The organism is Pseudomonas sp. HK3, from assembly GCF_052920985.1.
Genome location: NZ_JBREXD010000001.1, coordinates 2,111,194 through 2,138,017, shown reverse-complemented (window position 1 = coordinate 2,138,017; position 26,824 = coordinate 2,111,194). Strand labels below are relative to the sequence as shown.

General features: G+C 42.8%; 23 protein-coding genes. 14 read left to right on the top strand and 9 right to left on the bottom strand.

The window, feature by feature from the left end; genetic code table 11:
• Positions 1–48: 48 nt before the first annotated feature.
• A complete protein-coding gene (locus ACU6U9_RS09985) occupies positions 49–513 on the bottom strand; it encodes a cyclic nucleotide-binding domain-containing protein (RefSeq protein WP_446734869.1) in 465 nt (154 codons plus the stop codon).
• Positions 514–699: 186 nt separating this feature from the next.
• Between ACU6U9_RS09985 and ACU6U9_RS09980 the strand changes: the two genes are divergently transcribed.
• Both ACU6U9_RS09980 and ACU6U9_RS09975 read left to right on the top strand, forming a co-directional pair.
• Positions 700–2,022 (top strand): hypothetical protein, encoded by a 1,323-nt coding sequence (locus ACU6U9_RS09980; RefSeq protein WP_446734868.1) that lies wholly within the window; start codon positions 700–702, stop codon positions 2,020–2,022.
• A gap of 35 nt (positions 2,023–2,057) precedes the next feature.
• Entirely contained in the window at positions 2,058–4,457 is a 2,400-nt protein-coding gene (locus tag ACU6U9_RS09975; protein ID WP_446734867.1) for a FecR family protein, read from the top strand.
• Positions 4,458–4,525: 68 nt separating this feature from the next.
• Here the strand turns inward: ACU6U9_RS09975 and ACU6U9_RS09970 are convergent, their stop codons facing one another.
• Complete coding sequence (locus ACU6U9_RS09970) at positions 4,526–5,371, bottom strand: metallophosphoesterase family protein (RefSeq protein ID WP_446734866.1); 846 nt, start codon at positions 5,369–5,371, stop codon at positions 4,526–4,528.
• On the bottom strand, positions 5,361–5,930 hold the full coding sequence (locus ACU6U9_RS09965; protein ID WP_446734865.1) for a hypothetical protein: 570 nt from the start codon (positions 5,928–5,930) through the stop codon (positions 5,361–5,363). Before ACU6U9_RS09965 ends, ACU6U9_RS09970 begins: the two co-directional genes overlap by 11 nt.
• A 337-nt stretch (positions 5,931–6,267) precedes the next feature.
• On the opposite strand from ACU6U9_RS09965, the gene ACU6U9_RS09960 reads away from it, so the two are divergent.
• A complete protein-coding gene (locus ACU6U9_RS09960; RefSeq protein ID WP_446734864.1) occupies positions 6,268–8,037 on the top strand; it encodes an acyl-CoA dehydrogenase C-terminal domain-containing protein in 1,770 nt (589 codons plus the stop codon).
• Positions 8,038–8,104: 67 nt separating this feature from the next.
• Here ACU6U9_RS09960 and ACU6U9_RS09955 read toward each other — a convergent pair whose 3' ends face one another.
• From ACU6U9_RS09955 to rpe, 3 genes are all read right to left on the bottom strand, one after another.
• Complete coding sequence (locus ACU6U9_RS09955; protein WP_446734863.1) at positions 8,105–9,211, bottom strand: sigma-70 family RNA polymerase sigma factor; 1,107 nt, start codon at positions 9,209–9,211, stop codon at positions 8,105–8,107.
• 55 nt (positions 9,212–9,266) lie between these two features.
• The gene (locus ACU6U9_RS09950) at positions 9,267–9,938 is read right to left on the bottom strand and encodes a phosphoglycolate phosphatase (RefSeq protein WP_446734862.1); all 672 of its coding nucleotides are present in this window, start codon (positions 9,936–9,938) and stop codon (positions 9,267–9,269) included.
• A gap of 61 nt (positions 9,939–9,999) precedes the next feature.
• Positions 10,000–10,689: a ribulose-phosphate 3-epimerase gene (gene rpe / locus ACU6U9_RS09945; RefSeq protein ID WP_446734861.1), complete on the bottom strand. Its 690-nt coding sequence runs from the start codon at positions 10,687–10,689 to the stop codon at positions 10,000–10,002.
• A 266-nt stretch (positions 10,690–10,955) separates the two neighbouring features.
• Here rpe and ACU6U9_RS09940 point away from each other — a divergent pair, with 266 nt between their 5' ends.
• Positions 10,956–11,666, top strand: a complete 711-nt coding sequence (locus ACU6U9_RS09940; RefSeq protein WP_446734860.1) for a lysophospholipid acyltransferase family protein — start codon at positions 10,956–10,958, stop codon at positions 11,664–11,666.
• A 182-nt stretch (positions 11,667–11,848) separates the two neighbouring features.
• Here the strand turns inward: ACU6U9_RS09940 and djlA are convergent, their stop codons facing one another.
• From djlA to ACU6U9_RS09925, 3 genes are read right to left on the bottom strand one after another with little or no spacing between them, the layout of a single operon-like run.
• The gene (djlA, locus tag ACU6U9_RS09935) at positions 11,849–12,649 is read right to left on the bottom strand and encodes a co-chaperone DjlA (RefSeq protein WP_446734859.1); all 801 of its coding nucleotides are present in this window, start codon (positions 12,647–12,649) and stop codon (positions 11,849–11,851) included.
• Complete coding sequence (murU, locus tag ACU6U9_RS09930) at positions 12,642–13,346, bottom strand: N-acetylmuramate alpha-1-phosphate uridylyltransferase MurU (RefSeq protein ID WP_446734858.1); 705 nt, start codon at positions 13,344–13,346, stop codon at positions 12,642–12,644. Before murU ends, djlA begins: the two co-directional genes overlap by 8 nt.
• Positions 13,347–13,352: 6 nt before the next feature.
• Positions 13,353–14,363, bottom strand: a complete 1,011-nt coding sequence (locus ACU6U9_RS09925; protein WP_446734857.1) for an aminoglycoside phosphotransferase family protein — start codon at positions 14,361–14,363, stop codon at positions 13,353–13,355.
• 185 nt (positions 14,364–14,548) lie between these two features.
• Between ACU6U9_RS09925 and ACU6U9_RS09920 the strand changes: the two genes are divergently transcribed.
• The 10 genes from ACU6U9_RS09920 to ACU6U9_RS09875 all read left to right on the top strand — a co-directional run bounded on the left by ACU6U9_RS09920 (position 14,549) and on the right by ACU6U9_RS09875 (position 26,821).
• Positions 14,549–16,963, top strand: a complete 2,415-nt coding sequence (locus tag ACU6U9_RS09920) for an LPS-assembly protein LptD (protein WP_446734856.1) — start codon at positions 14,549–14,551, stop codon at positions 16,961–16,963.
• Between the two features lie 62 nt (positions 16,964–17,025).
• On the top strand, positions 17,026–18,255 hold the full coding sequence (locus tag ACU6U9_RS09915; RefSeq protein WP_446734855.1) for a peptidylprolyl isomerase: 1,230 nt from the start codon (positions 17,026–17,028) through the stop codon (positions 18,253–18,255).
• Positions 18,245–19,240 (top strand): 4-hydroxythreonine-4-phosphate dehydrogenase PdxA, encoded by a 996-nt coding sequence (gene pdxA / locus ACU6U9_RS09910; RefSeq protein ID WP_446734854.1) that lies wholly within the window; start codon positions 18,245–18,247, stop codon positions 19,238–19,240. Before ACU6U9_RS09915 ends, pdxA begins: the two co-directional genes overlap by 11 nt.
• A 1-nt stretch (position 19,241) precedes the next feature.
• Positions 19,242–20,054, top strand: a complete 813-nt coding sequence (gene rsmA / locus ACU6U9_RS09905; protein WP_446734853.1) for a 16S rRNA (adenine(1518)-N(6)/adenine(1519)-N(6))-dimethyltransferase RsmA — start codon at positions 19,242–19,244, stop codon at positions 20,052–20,054.
• Entirely contained in the window at positions 20,047–20,418 is a 372-nt protein-coding gene (gene apaG / locus ACU6U9_RS09900; RefSeq protein ID WP_446734852.1) for a Co2+/Mg2+ efflux protein ApaG, read from the top strand. Before rsmA ends, apaG begins: the two co-directional genes overlap by 8 nt.
• Before the next feature lie 2 nt (positions 20,419–20,420).
• Positions 20,421–21,224 carry a symmetrical bis(5'-nucleosyl)-tetraphosphatase gene (locus ACU6U9_RS09895; protein ID WP_446734851.1) on the top strand — a complete coding sequence of 268 codons (804 nt, stop codon included), beginning with the start codon at positions 20,421–20,423 and terminating at the stop codon, positions 21,222–21,224.
• A 15-nt stretch (positions 21,225–21,239) separates the two neighbouring features.
• A complete protein-coding gene (glpE, locus tag ACU6U9_RS09890) occupies positions 21,240–21,563 on the top strand; it encodes a thiosulfate sulfurtransferase GlpE (protein ID WP_446735080.1) in 324 nt (107 codons plus the stop codon).
• Positions 21,564–22,053: 490 nt separating this feature from the next.
• Positions 22,054–23,976: a PrkA family serine protein kinase gene (locus ACU6U9_RS09885; protein WP_446734850.1), complete on the top strand. Its 1,923-nt coding sequence runs from the start codon at positions 22,054–22,056 to the stop codon at positions 23,974–23,976.
• 14 nt (positions 23,977–23,990) lie between these two features.
• On the top strand, positions 23,991–25,283 hold the full coding sequence (locus ACU6U9_RS09880) for a YeaH/YhbH family protein (protein ID WP_446734849.1): 1,293 nt from the start codon (positions 23,991–23,993) through the stop codon (positions 25,281–25,283).
• The gene (locus ACU6U9_RS09875; protein WP_446734848.1) at positions 25,280–26,821 is read left to right on the top strand and encodes a SpoVR family protein; all 1,542 of its coding nucleotides are present in this window, start codon (positions 25,280–25,282) and stop codon (positions 26,819–26,821) included. Before ACU6U9_RS09880 ends, ACU6U9_RS09875 begins: the two co-directional genes overlap by 4 nt.
• Positions 26,822–26,824 lie beyond the last annotated feature (3 nt).

Below are 26,824 nucleotides of genomic sequence, written 5' to 3'. Positions count from 1 at the left end.
CCTAAAACCTAACAATAACAGCGAATAAAAAGCTGATATAGATCAACTTTACGAGCTGACCTCCTTCTCTAAGTTATTATTCTTAGCTGTCACCATGGCAGCTAGCTTAATAATCACCTGATCTTTAAATTTTTCTCGTATATCCGAATTAAGCGCGCCCAGTAAACGTCTATCGACTTTCAATAATATACATACTTCATTCGCAACCACATTGGATGTGCGCGGTGTATTTTGGATAAACGATATCTCACCAAAAAAATCACCTGGGCCGACCTCCGCTAACGGCTTCTCATTCCCATCCAGTAGAACGTTTGCAGTGCCACTTAATAGAATAAAAAAAGCCGTATCTAGTGTATTTTGTTCGATGATGTACTCATTTTCTTGCGCCACATAAAAGGACGCGTCTGTATCGATCACTTTTTCTTTTTCGAGAGGCGTAAAGCGGTTAAAAAAAGGCACTTTATTAAGGATCAACAATATCCTACCGCGCCCTAAAGTGGTGATCCTTTTCATTCCCCATTCCCCTCTATCTAAGTAAATAAATTGTTATTAACCTAGCTTAGCTCACCAGTACAGAACACGAGCGATAATTCAATTCACTGCTAGACTGAAAGGCAACAGGATGTTTCTTTCAACTCACCGAATTTTTATATCATGAAGACATTAACGCTACTTTTACTAGCAGCTTTAGGTATAACCATGGCATTTAATGGGTATGCGCAGGATGCTAATGAGCCTCAGAGTACCGACTTATCACCAGAGCAAACAGAAGCGGCTAGAATGGAAGCCCTCACCGTTCTCATAAAACGCCAGCAATATCCGCAAGCTTATGAACTGGCCAGCCGTATGTTAGAAGCAAAAGAAGGTTTGCCAAAATTTGATTTCCAATACGGTATGGCCGCCGTTGAAAGTGGTCATTATGACCAAGCTCTATTTGCATTTGAACGCTTAGTTTTAGGGTTTCCCAATCAATCTCGCTACCGTCTTGAGTTAGCTCGTACTCACTTTTATTTACGTAACCTTGTACGTGCTGAAGTCGAGTTCAATAATGTTCTCAAACAAAACCCGCCTGAACCCGTTAAAAAGAATGTCATGATATTTATTGATCGAATTGCAGATTTAAAACGCAGTGTTGAGTCTAAATTCATGTTTGTCGTGGATCTTGGTGGTGGTTATGACAGCAATATAAACAGTGCAACCAGTGAAAAAGAGCTGCCAAAAGAAGAGCTTATTTTCCCTGTCGATATTTCACTGGATGACGCCAGTCGTGAAACCGGCAGCGCTTATTGGAGTGCGTTAGCTCATATGGCATATATTAGCCCACTCACAAAAACCAGCGCATTTGATGTCCGCTTTGTCGCCTCAAATCGGAGTAATTCTGAAACCCCGATTTATGACTTAACCACAGCCATGGCGGAAGCAGGTTACAGTTTTTTCACTGGCCCCGTTAAATGGCGCGGTGCCGGACGTTATCAATATGTACAACTTGATGGTGACGAATTATTAAATAGCCAATCACTCATCGGACAAGCTAATTGGATATTAACTAAAGGGTCAAACATTGGGTTTGGCATCAACTATGGTATGTCCAACTATCCAGAAGATGACGATGGTGACATCACTCAGCAACAATTCAATTTGTCATACGCCAGCGCCCCTAAAAAAGACAACTGGAAACTCACGCTTATCTTTGGCAGCGACAGTGCCGATGAAAATAGCAACGAACACAATGGTAAAACCTACCAAGGTTTTACCTACCAAAGTACATCACTAACAAGCCAGCGTGCCAGTCGCTATTGGATGTTTAGCGTATTAAGTAACGAATACGATGCCATCAATAGCGCGCTCTATAGCAAGTTACGTAAAGATCAAAATGCCACCCTTGGTATCGGCTGGCGTTATAGCTTTAGCTCTCACTTAAGCTTTAGAAATGATTACAGCTTCACATACAACGACAGCACGTTAGAAGCAAACACCTATCAACGAGGCAAGGCTGAGATAGGCCTGTCTTATAGTTTTTAATCCAAAGTTGACGGCTCAACTTTGGGGGAGGAAGTATGACACTCATCAAACACATCAGCCTAGTATTTGGTTTAGTTGCATTACTCACACAACCTAGCTGGGGTGCGGCTTTAGCTGGGCATGTTATTTTGACAAAGGGCAGTGTCACAGCCGCCACACAAGATGGTGAAAATAGAACGTTGAAACGCCGCTCACAAATATTTAATGGCGACATTATAAAGACAGGTCCCGCCGGCTCGGTTCAAATCCGTTTTGTAGATAAAGCATTGATGACCATCAAAGCAAGCAGTGAAATGAATATTGAAAGCTACCTGCTGTCCCAACAAGGTAATGACGAGCAAAAAGAGCAAGTCATCATGAGCTTGGTAAAAGGCGGCTTTCGCACGATCACAGGCACAATAGGCAAAGGCGATAAGAATGCTTACAAAGTTAATACACCCGCAGCGTCTATCGGTATTCGTGGCACCAATTACGAAGTACAACAAGAAAGCGATGGTGGATTTGTCATGGGTGTTTACAGTGGTGGCATTCAAGTGGAAAACGAATCCGGCACCATTGAATTAGGTGAAGGCGCTGATTTTAATTTTACGCGAGTCAAACCCAAGTCGTCACCTAAAGGCTTGTTAGCCCCACCGGCTTCATTAGCGGCAAACACCGCAACCGAACAAAGTGAAGACGAAAGCGAACAAACAGCCGACAACAAGACACAAGAAGAAGGCGATGATAGCAGTAGCGAAGATAACGAAACGGCTGAGAATAATGATGCACCAAAAGAAAATACAAACAGCGAATCACTTTCTGATTTTGCGAGTACTGTAACAAATGTCAATAGTGACATCAGCAACGCCATTGACAACAAACTCACGACGACAATACAAAATACGGCAGATAAAGTTGAAGAGGAACTTATAGACCAAGGCGTCATCGGTACATTTGATTTTAAAGACCCTTACAAAGGCATTGATACAACCAATACTAACAACCCGTTTGATAAAAATATTATATCTGATCAGCAATATGCCTTAGCAGAAAGCGGCCGAATTGGTTTAATTGCCGTGCCAGTTAATTTTAATTTTGGTGCAGAAGGCACGCCGGATGTGCCACTTGCTGAGGCAATGCTGGCTTCTGCGAAAACGATCAATGCCAGTAATATTGGCAATATAAATTATACGGGGTCAAACACAAAAATTAGTATTAACTATGATGTTTTAACCCCTGTAATCACTAACGGTGTCACCACTTATGTAAAAGAAGAATACCGTATTGAAATTCCCGTCGATACACAAATTGAGTTTGTTAGTGAGCTTATGAACACCTTCGATGATTCTTACAACACAAATATTAAAGTTTTTAAAGAAACTGAAAACGGCAGTGTTGATGTCACAAGCTCTGTCAGTGCGCACATCAACTATCAATTAATCGACGAAAGTGCAACGGGTGAATATACACTATCAATCACATCGGCAGCTAATTCTGGTGATTTCGTCTCAGAGATTGAGCTTGATATTCACTCTAGTAATACCAGTTTAGAGCAAAGTTTATATGCTCAAATTGGCAGTGCAGATACAAGCTCTGATGAGGAGTGGCGCTCCTCATCAGAAATAGAACTGATCATTGCAAATGGTTCTTGGGACGCCACCGGTAACAAGCCCATCATGCTAGAAATGGAAAGTGACGATGACGGAAATCGAATTGCCGTCATACGCAAACCCACCGAAAGCAATAAAACAGCGTCATCTTTACTTGAGTATTCTGATGTGGATTTATTTGGGCAAATCATTCCAGCAACCTGTGGTAGCGGTGAGTCCGGCAATCCCAAACCTTGTGATATTCAAGTAGAGAATGCAGGCGGTCGTAGTAATATTAGCTGGGGCATTTGGTTTACGGAACCCGGCGAAGGCATTTTATTTGATGAAATTAACGAAGATGGCACAACTGAAAGTCACACTGAAAATGAAATCCTAGCCTTCTGGATTGCGGCCGAGCGGGCTGATATTAATCAACTCACAGGCAGTGCATCATTTAGTGCAACCAACCTCGATTGCACAAATGCATCACAATGTATCGGCTTTGCAGATGATGGCTTTGTTAGAGACTTAAATGCTCAGTTTGATGTGAATTTCAACAGTGGTGCGATTACCAATGGTAATCTAAATCTGCAAACCGCAACCGATTTAGATTCCGCGGCAATATCGACATGGGATGTGAATTTTTCAGGTTCAATGATGAAGGACGGCGTTAAGCACCCTGAGTTTTCAACCGAAAGCCTAAACGGAAAAATTAACGGCACAGATGCGAATATCGTTGGTAACATTGGTGGTATTTTTGTAAAACCAGGTGATAAATTCGCAGGGGCTTACAACTTAGGAGCAATTGATTCAGCAGGTGAAGATCACAAACATGCGGCAGGTGTGTTCACTATGGATAAAAAATAAAGTTCAAACACAATAAAAAAAGGGCTAAATTTAATCATTAAATTCAGCCCTTTTTTTATTACTGATTTTTATAGCTCAAAGTCGCGATTTCGAACTTGAGCAACTTCACATGTTTTATTCGTACAGTTCTCTAAGGTATAACCTGAAGGGTTAATACTTAAAATACCAAATCCTTTTTTCTTGGTACTTGAAACCACATAATGCGGCAACTGCACACCCGTTAATTGCCAGTAATCAAAGCTATGCTCATGACCATGCACACCTAAATCAACGCCCATATCTTTTAATTCTTGGCTCAGAGTTAGCTCAAAGTCCCAAGGTGGTATGTGACTGAATACCATAGTGTAATCGCGCGTTTCATCCCCTTGCGTTTCTTGTGCTAACCAATCACGGTCCGGTACATTTTCAAATTCATATTTATTGTCATTGTAAGCAATAAACTTACTATTTTGATACGTAAAGCTATAATCTTCTGGGCCAAATACTTTTGCCCAAATGTCTTTACCAAACGCCAACGCATCATGATTACCAATAACCGCAAAAATAGGTTGTTTGGCTTTTTCCATGACTTTACACACCCATTCGTACTCAGCTTTAACACCGGTATCCGCTAGGTCACCCGTTAATAAAATAAAATCCACTTCAGGTAAGGTGTTCACATGTTTAATAATATCGTCAAATGTACCAGGATATTGTTGCGGGTCACTTATTATGGCTACTTGATAAGTATCACGTTCACCGACTTGCGCTTCGTACTCTTTTAAACGTTTGATATTGGCATCAATCGAAACACGATTAGAGCAATCAGCATCAGTGGACCAAGGACTCACTTCATAATCACAACCAGTTAGTACAAAAACAAATACTAACAAAAATGTAAATTTCGCTTTTAGCGCTTTCATATTAAAAAACATAACGTGCTCCAAATCCCCAGTTTGCTATTCCCTCTAAACCTAGGTAATCATAATTGTCGTTAAAAAATTCAGGTTCTCTCACATAACCAATTAAGCCTACATCTAAAATAGACATATCAAAATACGCATTTAATTGAGGGGTCACTTGCAGGGATGCTTGGTAATTAAACACGATGCGAAACGCGGTTGGCGTGTAATACCCTTCTGGGTACTTATCTGGTAATTGTAAAAACAAATCAGAATGGTCACCTATTAATAAGCCCGTGCCCACACTAAACGGCTTAAACGCCATGCCCGCAATATCCCACGATGCGCTATGGTCATAACGATAACGCAATGAATACAACATCATTTCTCTATGGTAAGAAAGCTTAGGCACATAGCCGACACCCACCATCACATTGTGACGCTCGGCAAAAACAGCCCCATATGATGCATGCACAAGACCCATTAATGAACCGGACTGCACATCTAAATACCCACTATCGTCATCATCAGCCCACGTGCCTACTGCACTGAATAAACTTACGATAAATACAACTGCTCGCCTAAACGACACAACAACCTCTCTTAATACTGGCGTTAACAGATACCAATCTGTTCGTTAGGTGCATTAAATCGAAATACGTTCCTATAAACTAGTCAGTTAATTGGAACAATAAGATCTAGTTTTTCACATGCAAATAGACATACGAGCCTGAAGCCCTTGATTTAACTGGCTTCTAGCCGAAACAGAACAAAGCTTGAGACTGTCCCATATCTAGAACAAAAAGTTGTCTAATGCTTTTGTCTTGCCACCAGTCATAAAAGGAGTGAACTCTTTCACTCTTTATTGCGTAAGTAGTCTGGCCACTCAGAAAAAGCGTTTTTCAATTTAATGTAAAGAAGGAGGCCTTATGGCTCATTACACAGCACCATTGAATGACATGAACTTTGTATTATTTGATGTTTTAAAAGCACAAGATTTAAGCCAATGCCCAGGATTTGAAGACGCAAACGAAGAAATGATTCGTGCCGTATTAGACGAAGCGGCAAAACTTGCTGAGAACGTTTTACAACCGATTAACCAATCTGGTGATATTGAAGGTTGCCATTACGACCCTGAAACAAAAGCCGTCACCACGCCTAAAGGTTTTAAAGAGGCATATAGAACCTTTGCACAAGGAGGCTGGTCTGGTTTATCAGCGTCTCCTGAATACGGCGGCCAAGGCCTACCACATTTGCTAAAAATCGTAGTAGATGAGATGGCTTGTTCGACCAATTTATCCATGGGTATGTATCCGGGGTTAAGCCACGGTGCCATTGATGCACTGACGTTACATGCAAGCGATGAATTAAAAGATAAATACTTACCCAACTTAATTTCTGGTGAGTGGACTGGCACCATGTGCTTAACCGAACCACAGTGTGGTACAGACCTTGGTCTGATTCGCACAAAAGCCGACCCTCAAGCCGATGGCAGTTATAACATAACCGGCACCAAAATTTGGATCACTGGTGGTGAACATGACATGGTGGATAACATCGTTCACCTAGTACTGGCTAAGCTACCGGGCGCACCTGATTCCAGTAAAGGTATTTCATTATTCTTGGTACCTAAGTTTTTAGAGGATGGCACTCGCAACCCTGCTTTTTGTGGCGGCCTTGAACATAAGATGGGCATCAAAGCATCCGCTACCTGTGTGATGAATTTTGAAGACGCAAAAGGTTGGTTGATCGGTGAAGAGAATGAAGGCCTTAAATGCATGTTCACTATGATGAACTCGGCACGTATTATGGTCGGCATTCAAGGGTTAGGCTTAGCTGAAAAAGCCTATCAAATCAGTTTAGGTTTTGCCAAAGAACGATTGCAGTCCCGTTCACTTTCTGGCCCACAAAACCCAGAGGCCAAAGCAGACCCAATCATCGTTCACCCAGATGTGCGTCGTATGTTAACTCAGCAAAAAGTGTTTGTGGAAGGCGCGCGCTGTATGGCCTATTGGACGGGGTTACACCTTGATTTATCCGAGCACCACGAAGACGAAAAGGTTCGTGAAGAGTCCGATGACATCGTACAAATCATGACGCCAATCGTAAAAGCATACTTAACAGACGAAGGTTATTTCTCAACTGACCAAGCGTTACAAAGCATGGGCGGTTCAGGCTTTACTCAAGACTGGGAAGTAGAACAGCTTTCACGCGACGGCCGAATTGCTCGTATTTATGAGGGCACCAATGGTATTCAATCGTTAGATTTAGTGGGCCGTAAACTCATGATCAAAGGTGGTCGTTTACCGCGCACCTACTTTAAAGTCATGAACGAAATGGTTGCAAAACTTTCTAATGAGTTGCATCAGGCACACTGTAAAGACTTACTGCAAACACTGCAGAATAGTTTAATGTGGTTAGCAGGCAACGCATCAAAAGACGCTGAGATTGCAGGTGCAGTGGCAACACCAATGCTAAAGCTATTCTCTTTAACCACAATGGGCGTTATGTGGTCTAACATGGCTAACATTGCACAAGTTGATTTAAATTCAGGCAAATACACTGAAGACTTTTATCAAGGCAAACTGAAAGCCGCTGATCATTTCTTTAGAGTAGCACAAGCACAAGCTGCGTTATTACAAGCTGACATTGAGGCGGGGAAAGATTCATTAATGAACTTCACTCAAGAACAATTCTAACCAATACGATGTCAAATAAAAAACCGTTATGGCTTTTGCCATAACGGTTTTTTTTTGCTACAAAATATTAATCAATTAGAGCTTTCAGCTGCTGAATCGATTGATGGTAAAGTTGTCGAGTGCGCTCCAGTGTTACATCAAGTTGCGGGGCAATTTCTCGGAAGTTTTGTCCCTCATGAATACCCAAACCGTGATATAAGCGAACAATTTTTTGTTGACGATCAGGTAATTTAGACAACAACGTGAGCAGATATTGCTCATCACTTTTACTCGCGACTTCATTCATCGGCGTAGACTCGGAAGACGCTGGCGTTATCATGGTTTCCTCCAGGGTGAGTCCATCTTCAATAAATGGTTGATTCATTGAAAGCGACAAATTACCCACAGCTTGTGAGCCTCTGATGTGATCCTTATCAATACCGGTCACTTGCTGTAGCTGCGCAACACTGGGGTACACTCCGTACGCTTTAAAGTACTCTTCTTTTGCTCGATCAAGTTTAAAAATGCGATCACTCACATTCGTTGGCAGTCGAACGACCGCACGTTTTTGTGTTAACACCCCTTTAATCGCTTGTTGTATCCACCAATAAGCATAAGTCGTAAAGCGAAAGCCTTTATGGATATTAAATTTGGACGCGGCTTTTAATAAACCCATCGCCCCTTCTTGAATGAGCTCTTCTGTATCAATTCCCTTGTCAGTATAACGTTTAGCAATATGCATGACTAAGCGCATGTTTGATTGCACTAAACGGTTTCGGTGATGCTCGTATTGCTTTTTTAATGATAGTGCATGTTGCTCTAATGAAAGATCAACGGTATCGGCCTCAGCTAGCAGTAAGTCAAACACGCTAGAGCGATCACACTTAAGCTTAACAAGACACAAAGATAGCGTTTTACAAGTGACGCTCTGCCCAAGTTTAATACTGGGAACATGCTGCGCCAGTAGCCACATATCATACTGAGTCAATAGTTCATCCAACACTGGGCCGGTTTGATATTGCTCTAAGAGCACGTCCATAACGTGCTCGAGAAAATGTTCTTTTACCAGTAAGGTTTGTGCAAGCTGCTCAATTGAATGGTCCATCGCGCACGCAATGTTACGCTCTTGCTCTGCACTCAAGATTTGTATATCGGGGTAGTGTTGAATTAAGCGGTTAACGTCATCTGATTGCATCGTATCACCTCTTTATAGCCTATATTTATATACGCTCAAAAAGGTGAAACGGATGTTAGAGATGCATGTTTGCAGCGAGGGTTTTAATATCGTCAAATACGAACGTTGGTTTAAGTGTCGCCAAGTCAACACCTTGGTTATAACCTTGCAATAGCGCAGCGCTATCGATTCCGGCTTGCTGAGCACAAATAATATCAGAGCGACTATCACCAACCATTAAACACTCGTTAGAGTTAATGTTCTGTGTTTCCATTATGTGCAACAAGGGCAAAGGATGTGGTTTTTTTTCAGCTAGACTATCGCCACCAAGTACACGTGCAAACAAATGCGCGATGCCCATTTTTATTAATAACTCAGGCACAAATTGAATGGGTTTATTGGTCAGTAACACCAATGTCTTATTTTGTTGATGCAACCCTGCCAGTAACGATTTAACCCCTGGATATAATTCGGTTTTTTGACCTAATAAACGATCATAGGACAATAAAAACTGTCGATGTAAGAGCGTAATATTGACATGGTTATTTTTATCAAGCTGATTAAGCGCTCGCTCAAGCAGTTTTAAAATACCATTCCCTACCCACTCTCTAACACTGGATTCACCTACCGTGTTGAAGCCCTTTGTGGTTAATGCATCGTTTAAGGCCAGAGCTAATTCCGGCACGCTATCGACCAGCGTGCCATCTAAATCAAAGATAATCGTATTATATTTATTGATATCAAGCATATAAAAAGCCCTGTGTATTTTTCACATTGGAAAAACCGTTGGGCGGTATCCCTATTTAAAATTAAGCCGTTGCTTTAGCAATTTCTGCACGCATGGCTTCAATCGTTGTTTGATAATCTGGTGCATTAAAAATAGCGGAACCAGCAACAAAGGTATCGGCACCCGCTGCTGCAATCTCACCAATGTTCTCAACTTTCACGCCGCCATCAATTTCTAAGCGAATATCAAAACCGGATGCATCGATTTTTGCACGGGCCGCTTTTAGTTTCTCGAGCGTATTAGGGATAAAGCTTTGACCACCAAAACCTGGGTTTACTGACATCAACAAAATCATGTCTAATTTATCCATCACATAATCTAAATAATGTAATGGTGTTGCAGGGTTAAAAACCAAACCAGCCTTACAGCCTGCTGCTTTGATTAACTGTAAAGAACGATCAACATGGTCCGAGGCTTCAGGGTGAAAGGTAATGTACGTCGCGCCCGCTTCAGCGAAATCACCAATCATGCGGTCAACTGGGCTCACCATCAAATGAACATCGATAGGCGCGGTAACACCGTGATTGCGCAACGCTTTACACACCATTGGGCCGATTGTTAAGTTCGGCACATAGTGATTATCCATCACATCAAAGTGCACAATATCAGCACCTGCGGCTAATACGTTGTCCACTTCTTCACCAAGTCGGGCAAAGTCAGCAGATAATATCGACGGGGCGATTAACGGGGCTTTGTTCGATGCTGTACTCATACTTATCTCTCAAATATCACCAAGTGTGCAATGGCGGCCATTGTACCTAATTTCCACTTAATTGCCTGCATTCGTGTGTAACAAGGCCAGCTAAGTCAGTGCTTATTCACATTCTTATGACGATGACTTTGCTTTTAAATGGCAATTTGATTAACCTCCTGCTCCAGTGCCGCGGGGGCCGATAGACTGTTGATAAAATAAATGGCACCCCAATCGATAACAATAACATCACATTAAGAACATCGTTCTTATGACTAGGCTCAACTATGTATCTAATACGTGTTTCTTTGGCTTTTGTTTGCCTTGGTTTGATTTCTATTTCGTTAATTCCAATCGTTATCCTCAGACCGATGCACCGTAACAATATGGGGCTGGTATCCCAAACGTGTGGGCGCTTCATGCTGTGGTACTGGGGCGCTGATATCAAGATAGAGCACCCCGAGCGGCTATCTCCGCCAGAACCCTGTGTTTTGATTGCCAACCATCAAGACACCCACGATATTTTCTTTGCCGTTAACGCCATCAAACGCGGCACCGTAACACTTGGTAAATGGGAGCTGCTCTACTTACCTTTTATTGGCGGGTTATTTTATCTGGCCGGTAATATCGTGATTAAACGCAGCAATAAACAAAAAGCACAAAAAGCCTTAACCGTAGCCGCGAGCAAAATGAAGGAGGAAAAGTTATCCGTTTTAATTTTCCCCGAAGGTACTCGTAACTGGGGCAAACCTTTGCCGTTTAAACAGGGCGCATTTAAACTGGCCATTGAAGCTCAAGTGCCTATTCAGCCTGTTTGTTTTTCTTTACGCCATATCACAATGGACTTTAGAAAATGGTGCAGTGGTACGGTTAACGTAAAATGTTTAGAGCCGATTGATACGAAGGGATTAACAGAGAGTGACGCCGCCGAACTGGCAAGCCGCTGTCAGGCGTTGATTGAAGCTGAGTGTATTAAAATAAGCCAACCTAAACACTAAAAAACACGGTGAAGATCATGTTAAAACAAGCGGCTTGTTGATCCATATAATTTTGCTCGCCTGCAAGCAGACTCCTACTGTTTTAATAATTAAACATGCATGGAGCTGCTTGGTCTACCCACACAAAACAAGGTATCTGTGAGCGTTCAATTCATTGGGCGTTTTCTAATACTCTCTATACTTTACGCCTTACGTGATTTTTTTATTTTATCGTATGCGGTTTGAATTTCTTGGGTTTTTTCTTTAGCGATTCGCATCATTTCTTCTGGTAAACCTTTTGCTACCAGTTTATCTGGGTGATGCTGACTCATAAGACGGCGATATGCTTTTTTCAATTCGGCTTCAGTTGCATTTTCTGACACACCTAGCACACCATAGGCCACTTTTAACTCATTACCACTGTGCTGAAATTGATCATTGAAGCGTCCGCGAAATTGCTCCTGACTGGCACGCACTCGATTATGAATTAATTCAAACTGAAGCGCGCTCACACCTAGCGTTCGACAAACACGATCAAGAATATACTTCTCTTGCAGGCTTAATTGACCATCCGCATAAGCCATGCTCAGCAATATTTCTAAAAACATCTGAATTAATGAGCCACGATGGCCAACTGCGCGCATAAAATGCTGTAATTCTTTTTGCAAATCTAAATGCGGGCTTTTACCCTCATTAAAATACTCAATGGCCTCAAGACGCTGCTCTTCATTGAGCCCCATTTGATCCATAATAAAGCGAGCTTGTTCGATTTCTTGCTCACTCACTCGGCCATCACTTTTTGCAAGCTGACCCATAATCAAAAATGTTACCCGAAAAAACACATTCTGGCTTGCGCCGCGCTGTCCACTTGGGCTTTCTTGGCGTGCATACATGCGATCAAATGCATTACCCGCCAGCACACCGATCAGTAAACCAATTGGGCCTCCGGATAAAAACCCAAGAAACGCGCCGATAATTTTACCTGCCCAACTTTGTTTATTCATAACACTCCCCCAACTGCAAATGGGTTTCTAAGTTTTGCAAACGTTGCGGCGTGCCCACATCTAACCAATAACCCGCATATAACTCACCGCTCACGTTATGTGTTTTCATGGCTTGCTTGAGTAATGGCGCCAACTTAAATGCTCCCGCGTCACAGCCCTTAAATAAATCTTTATGCAATATGCTGACACCACTAAAAGTGAGGGAATCGTTACTCGCCAATTCTTTTTCTGAGACATGGCGATTATTCAGTAAAAAATCCCCTGTCGGGTTGTGCTCAGGGTTTGGCACCAACCATAAATGCGCTAAACCACTTAACGTATGCTGCTTAAAGTGCCTGTAGTCTAAATCTAACCACACATCGCCGTTAATCACGCAAAATGCGGCTTCTTCATCTTGTATCAACAAGGGCAGCGCTTTAAAAATACCGCCGCCGGTTTCAAGTGCACACGCTTCTTGGCTATAAGAAATGCGGCAACCAAAGTCAGAACCGTCGTTTAGATGTGCTTCAATTTGCTCACCTAAATACGCGTGATTAATCACAATGTGCTCAAAACCCGCTGTCACCAATTTACGCAGATGATGCTCAATTAATGGCCGCCCATCGACTGGTAACATGGGCTTAGGAGTATGATCCGTCAAAGGTCTCATACGCGTTCCTAAACCGGCCGCGAGAATCATAGCTGTTTTTATCGTCATACAGCGTTAAGCACCTGTCGTCATTTCCAGTTCTAGCTCTGGCAATAGTCGTCGCGTTAACCAATGATGAAAATCATCAAGGGTTGAATACTGAGCCGCAACCTCAACGATATAGTTCAGCGTACGTGGGATATCATTCATGTAACCCGTCTTACCATCGCGATGATTTAAACGAGCAAAAATACCCACTGCTTTTAAATGCCGCTGAATGCCCATCCAGTCAAACCATAGCATCAGTTGCTCATCACTGATCGAGCCTATTAAGCCTGCTTCACGGGCTTTTTGAAAATAATCCCGCGCCCATTGCTGAACGTGCTCTAGGGGCCAAGCCACATAACAGTCACGTAACAAGCTCACTACGTCATAGGTAATGGGGCCATGCACTGCATCTTGAAAATCAATAATGCCTAACGTGTCATCCTCTAACACCATGATGTTTCGGCTATGATAATCGCGATGCACTGGTACCTGTATTTGCCCTAGCGCACTTTCACGCAAGATACTGAAGGTTTCTTGCAACATGCTTTGTTCTTGTGGCGTCAGCTCAAATCCTAGGTGTTCACCTAAAAACCAATCCGTGAACAATGCCATTTCGCGGTCTAGCAGCGGGGCGTCATAAACAGGTAAATCGTAGCTGGTATGTTGGATGCCAATTAAAGCATCCAGCGCTTGGTGGTATAAACCCTCGGCACTGGCATCATTAAGTAGCGGAAATAATAACTGGTCACCCATGTCACTAAGCAACATGAAGCCTTGCTCTAAATCGACCTTAATAACATTAGGAACATTCACCCCCTGTTCACCCCAAGCGTTTGCTATGGTGATAAATGGCAGGCTGTTTTCTTTGTCTGGGGGGGCATCCACCGCAATATAAGTGGCGTTTTCGGTATGCTGTCGAAAATAACGACGGAAGCTAGCATCGCCTGAAACCACCTCAAGTGAACCTTGAAGCGCGTCTGAGTTCGAAGCAAGGGCATCAAACACCCATTTTTGTAAAGATTGTTGGCGGTCATCCATTATGAACACTGGCCCTTGTTTGGGATAAAACGTACAATTTTAGATTCGCTGCGCACGATAACATAAGTTTTAGCTTTGATTAGGAATTTCAACTAGGAAATTTAACAATGGTCGATGCCACTGCCGTAATTTTGCCACAACCATTAATAACATAAGTTTTAGCTTTGATTAGGAATTTCAACAATATGCCACGCAAAGGGCTTCTTTTTCTTGCCATAGTGGCGGCCTCGACTCAAGCTAATTATGTCGCGCCTTACGACCAGCTTGGCTGGACAATTCGTGATCAATTACCCACCCAAATGCAGGAAACGCTTCCCAGTTTTTGCAGTGGTAACTACTTACCTGAATCGCTCAACATCCCTGATAGTGACGTCATCGATATCAAAAGTGACAGTGGCGAGTTTGTTGAGAAAAAAGGCGCTGTATTGAACGGCAATGTGGTACTGCAACAAAACGGCCAGCAAATAAGCGCTGACAACGCCATTTATAACCAAGCCACAGGTAAAGCACAATTTGCAGGGTCCATCCGCTTTCGTGGTAGTGATATGACCATGAGCGCGTCACAAATGGATTACAACATCAACTCAGGCCGTGCCAGCCTAGAGAAAGCACATTACGTCATCGCCCCTTTGCATTTACGCGGCGAAGCTGGTCGCATCGAGTTAGTAGAGAAAAGCCATGCAAGTTTATTTGATGCCAGCTATACCTTTTGCGAACCTGGCCACAACGACTGGGATATTGCCGCCAGTGAGATTCATTTAAACCAAGCAGATGGTTATGGTGAAGCTTGGCATGGGCGCTTACGCATTAAAGAAGTCCCTGTGATGTACCTACCCTATTATCGCTTCCCGCTTGGCGCTGGCCGCTTAACGGGGTTTTTAAATCCCGAAATCAGCTTAAGTGTGCGTACACCAGGCGGTGATATTGGCAATACAGAAGTGCGCGTGAATCAATTTTCGACTCCTTTTTACTTTAATATTGCCCCTAATTATGACGACACCTATACGCCACGATTCATCGATGGCCACGGTATTATTCAAGAAAATGAATTTCGTTATTTAAACGGCGCAGGCCGTGGCGACTTCACCGTCAGTTACTTAGGTAGTGACGAGGCTAATGATAAAGCAGAAAGTAATGACGATTATCGCCAACAAGAACGTTGGTCTCGCTCGCTGCATCATGTTGGGCAGTTTTCCCAAAACATTCAAAATCGAATCCATTACGATGAAGTCAGCGATGAAGACTTTGAAGACGACTTTAACCGCACCGGCATTATCAATCGTGCAAGCCATTTAAAACAAAACGCCGAAGTCGAATACAACGATGGTAAATGGCAATTGCTGACACGTGTTGAGCAATACCAAACCATTGATGAAAATGTTGCAGACAACAGTCGTCCGTTTAGCCGCCTGCCTCAAGTTGAGTTATCCAGCCTAAATAGCTTTAACTATAACGCGTTAAATTATGATGCAAAAATCCAAGCCACTCGCTTTACCCGCGATAAAGACGGCATCACCAGTGGTAACCGTATTGATGGCGAGCGCTTTCATACTGAATTAAGCATCAGCTACCCATGGCAGAAGGTGTATGGTTTTGTTACGCCTAAAGTTCAAACTATGCACACCCAATACAGCTTCCAAAACGTCGATAGCACGCTCATCACCAGCGGCTATGACGATGAAGTAAATCGTGACATCACCATTACGAGTATCGACAGCGGTTTGTTTTTTGAACGGGATTTCGAGTTTTTCAATCAAGGCTTTGTTCAGACATTAGAGCCACGCTTGATGATGGCGTATATTCCGTACGAGGATCAAAGCCAGATTCCTTTGTTTGACACCACTGAAACCACCTTCAGTTATAGCAGCTTATTTAACCCCAATCGCTTTACTGGGGTTGACCGTGTGGGCGATACTCAACAAGTGACCTTCGGTTTGACCTCCCGCTTCTTAAATGAAACTGGCCTAGAAGTCTTACGTGCCAGTATTGGCCAAGTGTATTACTTTAATGATCGTAAGGTTGAGCTAACACCACTAGATAGCACGCTTGAAGATGACGATACCAAATCCAGCTCATCACTTGCCGGCGAGTTTCAGTGGTTATTTGCCGATCACTGGCGAACACGTATCGACATACAATACGACCCGCATGCACAAGAAGGCGCAGAGCCCGTTGAAAAAGCCAGTGCTCAGTTAAACTATCAAAGCCCAAATAATTGGTTGTTTGATATGAACTTCAGCCACGTTGAAGCCGAACAGCAAAAACAAGTGGGTATTGCACTGTTTGTACCTGTAAATGACAGCTGGGCGTTTTATGCACAAAAGAAACAAGATATCTGGTCTTATGACGATGCGATTAAACAAACCAAAGAAGATGAAAATTTATTGAACATTGAAGGCCTAGTGGGTATCGAATATCAAAATTGTTGCTGGCGCGCCCAGTTTACATATGAAGAACACACACGCAGTGACAGCACCAAGGACTACCAATATATGCTGCAATTGCACCTTAAAGGCTTAGGCATTCTTGGCAGCAAGAGTGATGACATCTTAAGCGAACGAATATTAGGTTACGATCAGAGGCAGATTCATGATTATTAAACACGCTACACACCGCCGTTGGCTGGGCGCGATTTTCGCATCATTAGTATTAACGACACCATTTGCAAACGCTCAACTTAAAGAGCATTGATCGTATTACCGCCGTCGTAGATGACGATGTCATCATGCAAAGCGAATTAAATACTCGAGTAAACGTCGTCAAAAATCAAAGTAAAGGCATGCGTTTACCGCCTGACAATGTGTTGGCTCAGCAGGTTCTTGAACGCTTAATTACAGAGAGCATTCAAATGCAAATGGCCGAGCGCTCGGGTATTCGCATCAGTGATCAGCAGCTCAATCAAACCATCGAAACCATCGCCAAACAAAACGGCATGAGCTTACGTAAGTTTCAGCAAGCACTCGAAAAAGATGGCGTACCCTACGCTGAAGCCCGTGAACAAATTCGTCGCGAGCGTGTTATCTCAGAAGTGCAACGCTACCGTGTGGGCAGCAAGATTCAAATTAGTGAACAAGATATCGACGGCTTTTTAAACAGCGCCCGTGGTCAAACCGCCACCGCTGAAGAATACCGTTTAGGTCATATTCTGATTCAAGTGCCTAGCCAAGCAAATAAAGACCAACTTAAAAAAGCGCAAAATAAAGCTAAGAAAATTGTAAAACAACTGCGCAACGGTGCTGACTTCGAACAAACCGCTGTGGCAAACTCAGAAGGTCGTAACGCATTAAAGGGTGGCGATTTAGGCTGGCGTAAACAAGGTGAATTACCATCACTATTTGCCGATATCGTTCCGAGCTTAAAAAAAGGCGGCATCAGCGATACTATTCGCAGCGCCAGTGGTTTCCATATTATTAAAATTACTGACAAACGTGGCGGCGAAGAACAGCTAGTGCGCCAAACCCGAGCGCGTCATATCTTAATTCAAGAAACCACCATTCGTGATGAGAAAGAAAGCAAGCAATTAATTAACAACATTTATAAGCGAGTTCAAAAAGGTGAAGACTTTGCCAAACTGGCAAAAGAATTCAGCGATGACCCAGGCAGTAAAGTAAGTGGCGGCGACCTTAATTGGATCAACGAAGGCGACATGGTTCCCGCATTTGAAAAAACCATGAAAGCCACTAAAAAAGGCAGCACCAGCAAACCGTTTAAATCCCGCTTTGGCTGGCACATTTTGCAAGTCACCGATTATCGTCAAAAAGACATGGGTGAAGAAGTGCAGCGTAACCAAGCCCGTCAGTTATTGTATTCGCGCCGCTTTGAAGAAGAATTGCCAATTTGGTTACGCCAAATTCGCGCAGATGCCTATGTGGAAGTCAAGAATGAGCTATAGGCTAGCCCTAACGGTGGGCGAACCTGCAGGCATTGGCCCGGACTTAACCGTGGCCCTGGCTCAGCAAGCCCATAAAAATCAGATCATTGCTATTTGCGACCCTGCACTTTTGCAGCGTCGCGCCGCGGCTTTAAACCTGCCGCTAACGATCAAGCACTTTGATGGCAGCGACAACACCCCAGCAAAAGCAGGTGAAGTGTGGGTCAACCCCATTAATCTTGCTGAAGCAGAAGAAATCGGGGTACTCAACCCAGCGAACGGCCAATATGTGCTTGATACATTAAGCCATGCCGCCCAAGGCTGCCTTGATAACGTATATGACGCCATGGTCACCGCGCCTGTGCATAAAGGCGTGATCAATGACGCTGGTGTGGCCTTTACTGGTCATACTGAATTTTTAGAAGAATACACCCACACTGAGCGTGTCGTGATGATGCTCGCCACCAAGGGTCTAATGGTGGCATTAGTCACCACTCACCTTCCTCTAAAAGACGTACCCAACGCCATTACCCCTGAACGCCTGACACAAGTCATTAACGTTCTAGACACCGATTTAAAACGCTACTTTGCCCTGCCCAATGCTAATATCCTTGTATGTGGGCTAAACCCTCATGCGGGTGAAGGCGGTCATATGGGGACAGAAGAAATCGAAATAATTGAACCCACTTTGACCAAGCTGCGTAAGCAAGGCATTGGTCTCAGCGTGCCGCTACCAGCCGATACCCTATTTACCGATAAAGTGCTCAACACCGGTGATGCCGTACTGGCGATGTATCACGACCAAGGTTTACCCGTATTAAAATACAAAGGCTTCGGCCAAGCAGCTAATATTACGTTAGGCTTACCGATTATTCGTACATCAGTGGATCACGGCACCGCCTTAGATTTAGCTGGCACCGGTAAAGCCGATAGCGGTAGTTTGCACACCGCTATTGAATACGCCGAGCTTATGGCCGCCAGCCGTGCAGCCCACAAAGGAAATTAACATGTCTCGCCAACACATGGGTCACCAAGCCCGAAAACGTTTTGGTCAAAACTTTTTGCACGACCCAAGTGTTATACGCAACATAGTCAAAAGCATTCGCCCTAAAGTGGGTGATAACATGGTGGAAATTGGCCCAGGTATGGGTGCGATCACTGAAGAGTTATTAGATGCCACTGAAGGCCACCTAAATGTGGTGGAACTCGACCGCGATTTAATCCCAGTGTTAAACGTCAAGTTTTTCAACATCCCAGGCTTTACTATTCATGAAGCCGATGCATTAAAATTTGATTTTGCGAGCCTGTATGAGGCTGATCGCCCACTTCGTATTGTGGGTAACTTACCGTATAACATTTCGACACCACTTATTTTTCACTTACTAACCTACACAGGCAAAGTAAAAGACATGCACTTCATGCTGCAAAAAGAAGTGGTACAGCGCATGGCAGCGGGCCCAGGTGATAATAACTACGGCCGTTTATCAATCATGACTCAGTATCATTGTGAAGTTCAGCACTTATTTGATGTGGGGCCAGGTGCATTTAAGCCTGCACCAAAGGTCGACAGCGCCATTGTGCGCATGGTGCCGTACAAAAACTTGCCGCATCCGGTTAAAAATCACCGCACCCTTGAAAATATCGTGCGTGAAAGTTTTTCAATGCGCCGCAAAACACTCAAGAATAATTTGAAAAATACCATTAGCGCAGAACAACTCGAATCGCTCGGCATTGACCCAACGTTGCGTCCTGAACGTTTAGGCTTGGCCGAATTTGCACGCATTGCAGACTTTGTATATGACGAGGCTAACAATGGCTAAAGTGTTCGTACATGTGATGCCTCACTACATGGTCGAAGAATCGTCGCCTGACAAAAAACGTTATGTTTTTAGCTACACCGTCAGCATTACCAACGAAACACTGGAACCCGTGCAACTTATGTCGCGCCATTGGATCATTACTAATGGCGAAACCCTTGCCACGCAAGAAGTGCGGGGTGAAGGCGTCATTGGCCAGCAACCTATCATCAAACCCGGTGACAGCTATACCTATACATCCGGTACCGTAATGGAAGCCCCTGTTGGCACCATGAATGGCCACTACACCATGCTTGATCACCAAGGTGAAGTTTTTGACGTGATGATTCCTGTGTTTACATTGGCCGCCACTAACAGCGTGCATTAATCATGAGAACATTTGCTGTTGGCGATATTCAAGGCTGCTTAACGCCACTACTGAAGTTGTTAGATAAAGTAAATTTTGATCCTACTGCTGATCAACTGTGGTGTGTTGGCGACTTAGTTAACCGTGGCCCTGATAGCCTTGGGACACTAGAGTTTTTACACAGCATTCGTAAAAGCTGCAAACTTGTTTTAGGCAATCACGATCTGCACTTACTCGCCATGGCCTGCGGCCAAAAAGCGATAAAAAAAGACGGCGACCTTGACCGTGTTATTGCCTCTAAAGACGCTGACACACTCTTTAAATGGCTGCGCAAACAACCACTATTACAGTGGGACAAAGAACGCAAACTGGCCATGTGCCATGCGGGCATTCCACCCATGTGGAACTTAAAAAAAGCAAAAGCATTGTCCGAAGAAGTCGAAGTGGTATTACAAAGCCGACATTACAAAACCTTTTTCAAACACATGTATGGCAACACCCCTGACACTTGGGATGACGACTTAATTGGCACAGACCGCTTACGCACGATTACTAATTATTTTACGCGCATGCGTTTTTTGGGCCCCAATGGTGAACTGGATTTAAACGATAAACATGCACCTAAAGATGACAATGGGCCACTTAAACCTTGGTTCAATTATCCACATCAGTTAAAGAAAACCACGTTGTTATTTGGCCACTGGGCTGCATTAGACGGTGTATTCAACCAGCCTAATGTGATTGGTTTAGACACGGGTTGTGTTTGGGGAGGCCCCATGACATTACTGCACATCGAAAGTAATAAGCGTTACCGACAAACTCTTTAATTTTTGGCAGGTATTATCATTATGTTTCAACATATGAATATTCAACAGCTTAGTGAGCTGATGACAAGTGACTCACCACTGCATATTGTCGATATTCGTGACCCGCAAAGTTTTGCCGCAGGTCATATTACTAATGCAACCGCATTAGACAACAACACAGTACAAACTTTCATTGCGAACACCGCAAAAAATGAAACCGTGGTGGTATGTTGCTACCACGGCAATTCAAGCCAAGGTGCTGCTCAGTTTTTATTTGAACAAGGCTTTACAGATGTTTACAGCTTAGATGGTGGCTTTGAGATGTGGAAAATAAGCCATCACGATCAAGTAGAAACCTAAACAATAGAAATAAAGCGCGAGTGTTTCACTCGCGTGCGCGCACACAGAAATACTTTTTATTAACTCTAAATATTTCAAAAATGAAATATCATTACAAATAAAATACATCACTCCTTTTCGCTCTCACACCAGTTACTCGCATACTAAGCCCTATATTAACATCTATAAATCAAACACCATTTAACCCTACTAAAAGTAAGTACTCCTGCCTCTTTTTTATAATCTAAAAACCATAAGCGTTTTATTTTTAGCGCCCTTTCAAAATAAAAGTCACACACTTGTTTAAATATTTTTATATTTAATTATAAAAAAGGCACGACCTATGCAGTTTACTTAACAAGGCATAAAAAATTGACGCCTTGCTGCTAATCCTTTCCAAAGTTTGGAATAAACAGCATACAGGGAACCAAAATAAGTCTAAATTAATCAAAGAACCATAGACTTATTTGAGAGCAGACCCATGAGCACATAGACACTAGGTGAGGTTACCATGAGTATTTTCAACCACTATCAGGATCGCTATAAGACCACACAGCAAGAAGTCATGACGCTGCAGGAGTACTTACAATTATGTAAGGACGAGCCAAGCGTTTATGCATCTGCCGCAGAGCGAATGCTCATGGCCATCGGTGAACCTGAACTGGTGGACACCGCCAATGACTCTCGTCTGAGTCGTATTTTTTCCAATAAAGTCATTAAGCGCTACCCTGCTTTTAGCGAGTTTTATGGCATGGAAGAAGCCGTCGAGCAAATAGTGTCGTATTTCCGTCACGCGGCTCAAGGGTTAGAAGAGCGCAAACAAATTTTATATTTACTGGGCCCAGTGGGTGGTGGTAAATCGTCGTTAGCCGAACGTCTAAAACATATGATTCAGCACATTCCATTTTATGCCATTGAAGGCTCCCCCGTATTTGAATCACCACTAGGATTATTCAACCCAGAAGAAGATGCATCTATCTTAGAAGAAGATTTTGGAATTCCAAATCGCTACATAAAAGGATTCATGTCACCGTGGGCAGCAAAACGATTACATGAATACAGTGGTGATATTTCTAAATTTAAAGTGGTCAAACTGTACCCTAATATTATTGATCAAATTGCAGTGGCTAAAACCGAACCCGGTGATGAAAACAATCAAGATATTTCAGCTCTTGTGGGTAAGGTCGATATTCGTAAACTAGAAGATTACAGCCAAGACGACCCTGATGCTTACAGCTTTTCCGGTGCATTATGCCGATCGAACCAAGGCATCATGGAATTTGTCGAAATGTTTAAAGCCCCTATTAAAGTGCTTCACCCATTATTGACCGCCACACAAGAAGGCAACTACAACGGTACAGAAGGCATGGGGGCTATTCCATTTGACGGTGTACTCATGGCGCACTCCAATGAAAGCGAGTGGCAAACGTTTAAAAATAACAAAACGAATGAAGCGTTCATTGATCGGGTTTACATTGTCAAAGTGCCTTATTGTTTACGCATTAGTGAAGAAATTCATATTTATGAAAAATTACTAACCCATAGTTCATTATATAAAAGCCCATGCGCACCTGATACGTTAAATATGCTGGCACAATTTTCTGTGTTATCCCGTTTAAAAGAACCAGATAACTCAAGTATATACAGCAAGATGCGTATTTATGATGGTGAGAATTTAAAAGACACCGACCCTAAAGCAAAATCGATTCAAGAATATCATGACAATGCTGGTGTAAATGAAGGTATGAACGGCCTATCAACCCGTTTCGCCTTTAAAATATTAAGCCGAGTTTTCAACTTTGATGCCAGTGAAGTGGCCGCCAACCCTGTTCACTTAATGTATGTATTAGAAAAACAAATTGAACAAGAGCAATTCCCGCAAGAAGTGGCTGACCGCTATTTAAACTTTATAAAAGAATACATGGCACCTAAATATGTCGAGTTCATTGGTAAGGAAATACAAACTGCGTATTTAGAGTCTTACAGTGAATACGGCCAAAATATATTTGATCGATATGTCACCTATGCCGACTTTTGGATTCAAGACCAAGAATATCGAGATCCTGAAACCGGTGAGATTTTAGATCGTGTTGCTATTAATGAAGAACTCGAGAAAATTGAGAAACCTGCTGGTATCAGTAACCCTAAAGACTTCCGTAATGAAGTGGTGAACTTTGTACTACGCGCCAAAGCCAATAACTCAGGTAAAAACCCGAGCTGGCAGAGTTATGAAAAAATGCGGGCCGTTATCGAGAAAAAAATGTTCGCCAATACAGAAGACCTACTCCCAGTTATTAGCTTTAATGCAAAAGGCTCTAACGACGAGAAGAAAAAACACGATAATTTCGTTGCTCGCATGGTTGAACGAGGTTATACCGAAAAACAAGTACGACTACTCTCAGAATGGTATTTACGTGTACGTAAATCACAGTAATAGAGAGGTGTCCTATGAGCTACATCATAGATAGACGACTTAACGGCAAAAATAAAAGCATGGTGAATCGTCAGCGCTTTTTACGCCGTTACAAAAGTCATATTAAAAAAGCGGTGACCGATGCCGTTAACAAACGCTCTATTACGGATATGGAGCGCGGTGAAAAAATTAGCATTCCTACTCGTGATACTAGCGAGCCTGTTTTTAGCCATGGTAATGGTGGTGCTCGTCAAAAGGTGCTACCTGGTAACCGAGAGTTCCATGCTGGCGATAAAATACTTCGTCCAAAAGGAGAAGGCGGTGGCAGTGGTGCCGGAGAAGGCAGTGCCAGTAACCAAGGTGAAGGCGAAGATGACTTTTCATTTTTCATCAGTAAAGAAGAATTTCTAGACTACGTATTTGAAGACTTAGCGCTACCTAATTTACTTAAAAAAACATTAAATGAGCACGATGCCGTGGAGTATCGTCGCGCAGGTTTTACCGCAAGTGGCACTGCGAATAACCTTGCTGTGATTAAGTCCATGCGCTCAGCCCATGCACGTCGTATCGCGTTATCTGCAAGCTCACGCCGGAAACTCAAAAAAGCCAAAGCAGAGCTTGAAGAAGAAAACAAAAAAGATAAAGATCTAATAAACCCAGTAAAAATCAATGAACTTGAAGATAAAATCCTAAAGCTGCAAGAAAAAATAAAAAAAATTCCATTTATAGATACCTTCGATATTAAATATCGCAACATTATTAAGGAACCCGTACCGAGCACCAAGGCTGTGATGTTTTGTGTGATGGACGTTTCAGGCTCCATGACGCAACAAATAAAAGATATGGCAAAGCGTTTTTACATTTTGCTGTATTTATTTTTGCAACGAAACTATGAAAAAACCGAAGTGGTATTCATTCGGCATCACACCAGCGCCAAAGAAGTGGATGAGCAAGAGTTCTTTTATAGCCGAGAAACTGGCGGCACCATTGTTTCCAGCGCATTGGAATTAATGGGTAATATTATTGAAGAACGTTACAACCCAGCCGAGTGGAATATTTACGGTGCACAAGCCAGTGATGGCGACAACTGGGATGACGATAGTCCACAGTGCGCTGAAATTTTACGCCAACGCATTATGCCACTCTCACAATACTTTGCTTACATTGAAATCACGCCTAATGCTCACCAGGCATTATGGCGCGCCTACGAGGCACTGGCACCACAGCTCGGTGACCGCTTTGCCATGGAACAGATCACCAGCGCAGAAGATATTTTCCCTGTATTTAGGGATTTATTTTCGCGTAAGTCTCTGAAGGAGGCGGTATGAAAAAAGCCGAACGACGCGAACCCATTTCAACTGGGTCAGAGTGGACATTCGAATTACTACAAGAATACGATGTCGAAATTGCTCGTATTGCTAAAGAATATCGACTCGATACATACCCAAATCAGATTGAAGTAATTACAGCCGAACAAATGATGGACGCCTATGCCTCTGTCGGCATGCCCATATCCTATAATCACTGGTCTTATGGTAAGCATTTTTTACATACTCAAACCCATTATCAACGGGGCCAAATGGGCTTAGCCTACGAAATTGTTATTAACAGCGACCCTTGTATCGCTTATTTAATGGAAGAGAACACCATGTGTATGCAAGCATTAGTAATTGCACACGCTTGTTATGGCCATAATTCTTTTTTCAAAGGTAACTATTTATTTAGAACATGGACCGATGCCAGTGCCATTATTGATTACTTGGTATTTTCTCGTAACTATATTAAAAAATGCGAAGAACGCCATGGTGTTGATGCCGTTGAAAGTGTGTTGGATGCCGCCCATGCTTTAATGAATTATGGTGTTGACCGCTATAAACGCCCTCGCCCAATTAGCACAGAAGAAGAAAAGCTACGCCAAGAAGAACGCGAAGATATATTACAGCAACAAGTAAACGACCTATGGCGAACACTCCCTGTTACCGAAAAAACCAACAAGGCAAAGCGAAAACGCTTTCCAAGTGAACCACAAGAAAATTTATTATATTTTTTAGAAAAAAATGCACCACTGCTCAAACCTTGGCAACGAGAAATAATTCGCATCGTACGTAAACTGGCTCAATACTTTTATCCTCAACGTCAAACTCAGGTTATGAATGAAGGTTGGGCAACGTTTTGGCACTATACCTTACTAAACACAATGTATGACGAGGGCCTTGTGACTGAGGGCTTCATGATGGAATTCTTAAATAGTCATAGCAGTGTTATTTATCAACCTCCGTTTGATAGTCCTCATTTTAGTGGGATTAACCCATATACATTAGGGTTTCATATGATGCGAGATATTCGCCGAATTTGTGAGGAACCTACAGACGAGGATAAAGAGTGGTTTCCAAATATTGCGGGTAGCGACTGGTTAGATACCTTACATTTTGCGATGCAAAACTTCAAAGACGAGAGCTTTGTTTTACAGTATTTATCACCGAAGTTAATGCGTGATTTAAAATTATTTTCAATTATGGACGATGATCGAAAAATGCATGTGAGCATTGATGCCATTCACGATGAAACAGGTTATCGGCGGGTGCGTGAAGATCTTGCAAGGCAGTATGACTTATCGTATCGAGAGCCTAATATTCAAGTATACTCAGTGGATATTAATGGTGATCGCTCGTTAACCTTGCACCATCAACGTCAAAACAATATCCCTCTCAATGAACAAACCCAAGATGTCGTTAAACACTTACACACATTATGGGGGTTTGATGTGTATCTGCACTCGCTCAACGATGAGGGTAAAACAGTAAAATCTTACTCATGTTCTGAAAGTCATCGCAATGAAGAAGAGCAATTAGAAATAGACGCTTAACGA

Excerpts from the sequence above, each read along its gene's own strand:
- ACU6U9_RS09960 (WP_446734864.1), top strand. The coding sequence starts at position 6,268 with ATGGCTCATTACACAGCACCATTGAATGACATGAACTTTGTATTATTT.
- apaG (WP_446734852.1), top strand. The coding sequence starts at position 20,047 with ATGGCTAAAGTGTTCGTACATGTGATGCCTCACTACATGGTCGAAGAA.
- ACU6U9_RS09940 (WP_446734860.1), top strand. The coding sequence starts at position 10,956 with ATGTATCTAATACGTGTTTCTTTGGCTTTTGTTTGCCTTGGTTTGATT.
- ACU6U9_RS09925 (WP_446734857.1), bottom strand. The coding sequence starts at position 14,363 with ATGGATGACCGCCAACAATCTTTACAAAAATGGGTGTTTGATGCCCTT.
- rsmA (WP_446734853.1), top strand. The coding sequence starts at position 19,242 with ATGTCTCGCCAACACATGGGTCACCAAGCCCGAAAACGTTTTGGTCAA.
- ACU6U9_RS09985 (WP_446734869.1), bottom strand. The coding sequence starts at position 513 with ATGAAAAGGATCACCACTTTAGGGCGCGGTAGGATATTGTTGATCCTT.
- ACU6U9_RS09980 (WP_446734868.1), top strand. The coding sequence starts at position 700 with ATGGCATTTAATGGGTATGCGCAGGATGCTAATGAGCCTCAGAGTACC.
- murU (WP_446734858.1), bottom strand. The coding sequence starts at position 13,346 with ATGACGATAAAAACAGCTATGATTCTCGCGGCCGGTTTAGGAACGCGT.
- ACU6U9_RS09970 (WP_446734866.1), bottom strand. The coding sequence starts at position 5,371 with ATGTTTTTTAATATGAAAGCGCTAAAAGCGAAATTTACATTTTTGTTA.
- ACU6U9_RS09880 (WP_446734849.1), top strand. The coding sequence starts at position 23,991 with ATGAGCTACATCATAGATAGACGACTTAACGGCAAAAATAAAAGCATG.
- djlA (WP_446734859.1), bottom strand. The coding sequence starts at position 12,649 with ATGAATAAACAAAGTTGGGCAGGTAAAATTATCGGCGCGTTTCTTGGG.
- ACU6U9_RS09875 (WP_446734848.1), top strand. The coding sequence starts at position 25,280 with ATGAAAAAAGCCGAACGACGCGAACCCATTTCAACTGGGTCAGAGTGG.
- ACU6U9_RS09975 (WP_446734867.1), top strand. The coding sequence starts at position 2,058 with ATGACACTCATCAAACACATCAGCCTAGTATTTGGTTTAGTTGCATTA.
- pdxA (WP_446734854.1), top strand. The coding sequence starts at position 18,245 with ATGAGCTATAGGCTAGCCCTAACGGTGGGCGAACCTGCAGGCATTGGC.
- ACU6U9_RS09920 (WP_446734856.1), top strand. The coding sequence starts at position 14,549 with ATGCCACGCAAAGGGCTTCTTTTTCTTGCCATAGTGGCGGCCTCGACT.
- ACU6U9_RS09955 (WP_446734863.1), bottom strand. The coding sequence starts at position 9,211 with ATGCAATCAGATGACGTTAACCGCTTAATTCAACACTACCCCGATATA.
- ACU6U9_RS09950 (WP_446734862.1), bottom strand. The coding sequence starts at position 9,938 with ATGCTTGATATCAATAAATATAATACGATTATCTTTGATTTAGATGGC.
- ACU6U9_RS09885 (WP_446734850.1), top strand. The coding sequence starts at position 22,054 with ATGAGTATTTTCAACCACTATCAGGATCGCTATAAGACCACACAGCAA.
- ACU6U9_RS09895 (WP_446734851.1), top strand. The coding sequence starts at position 20,421 with ATGAGAACATTTGCTGTTGGCGATATTCAAGGCTGCTTAACGCCACTA.
- rpe (WP_446734861.1), bottom strand. The coding sequence starts at position 10,689 with ATGAGTACAGCATCGAACAAAGCCCCGTTAATCGCCCCGTCGATATTA.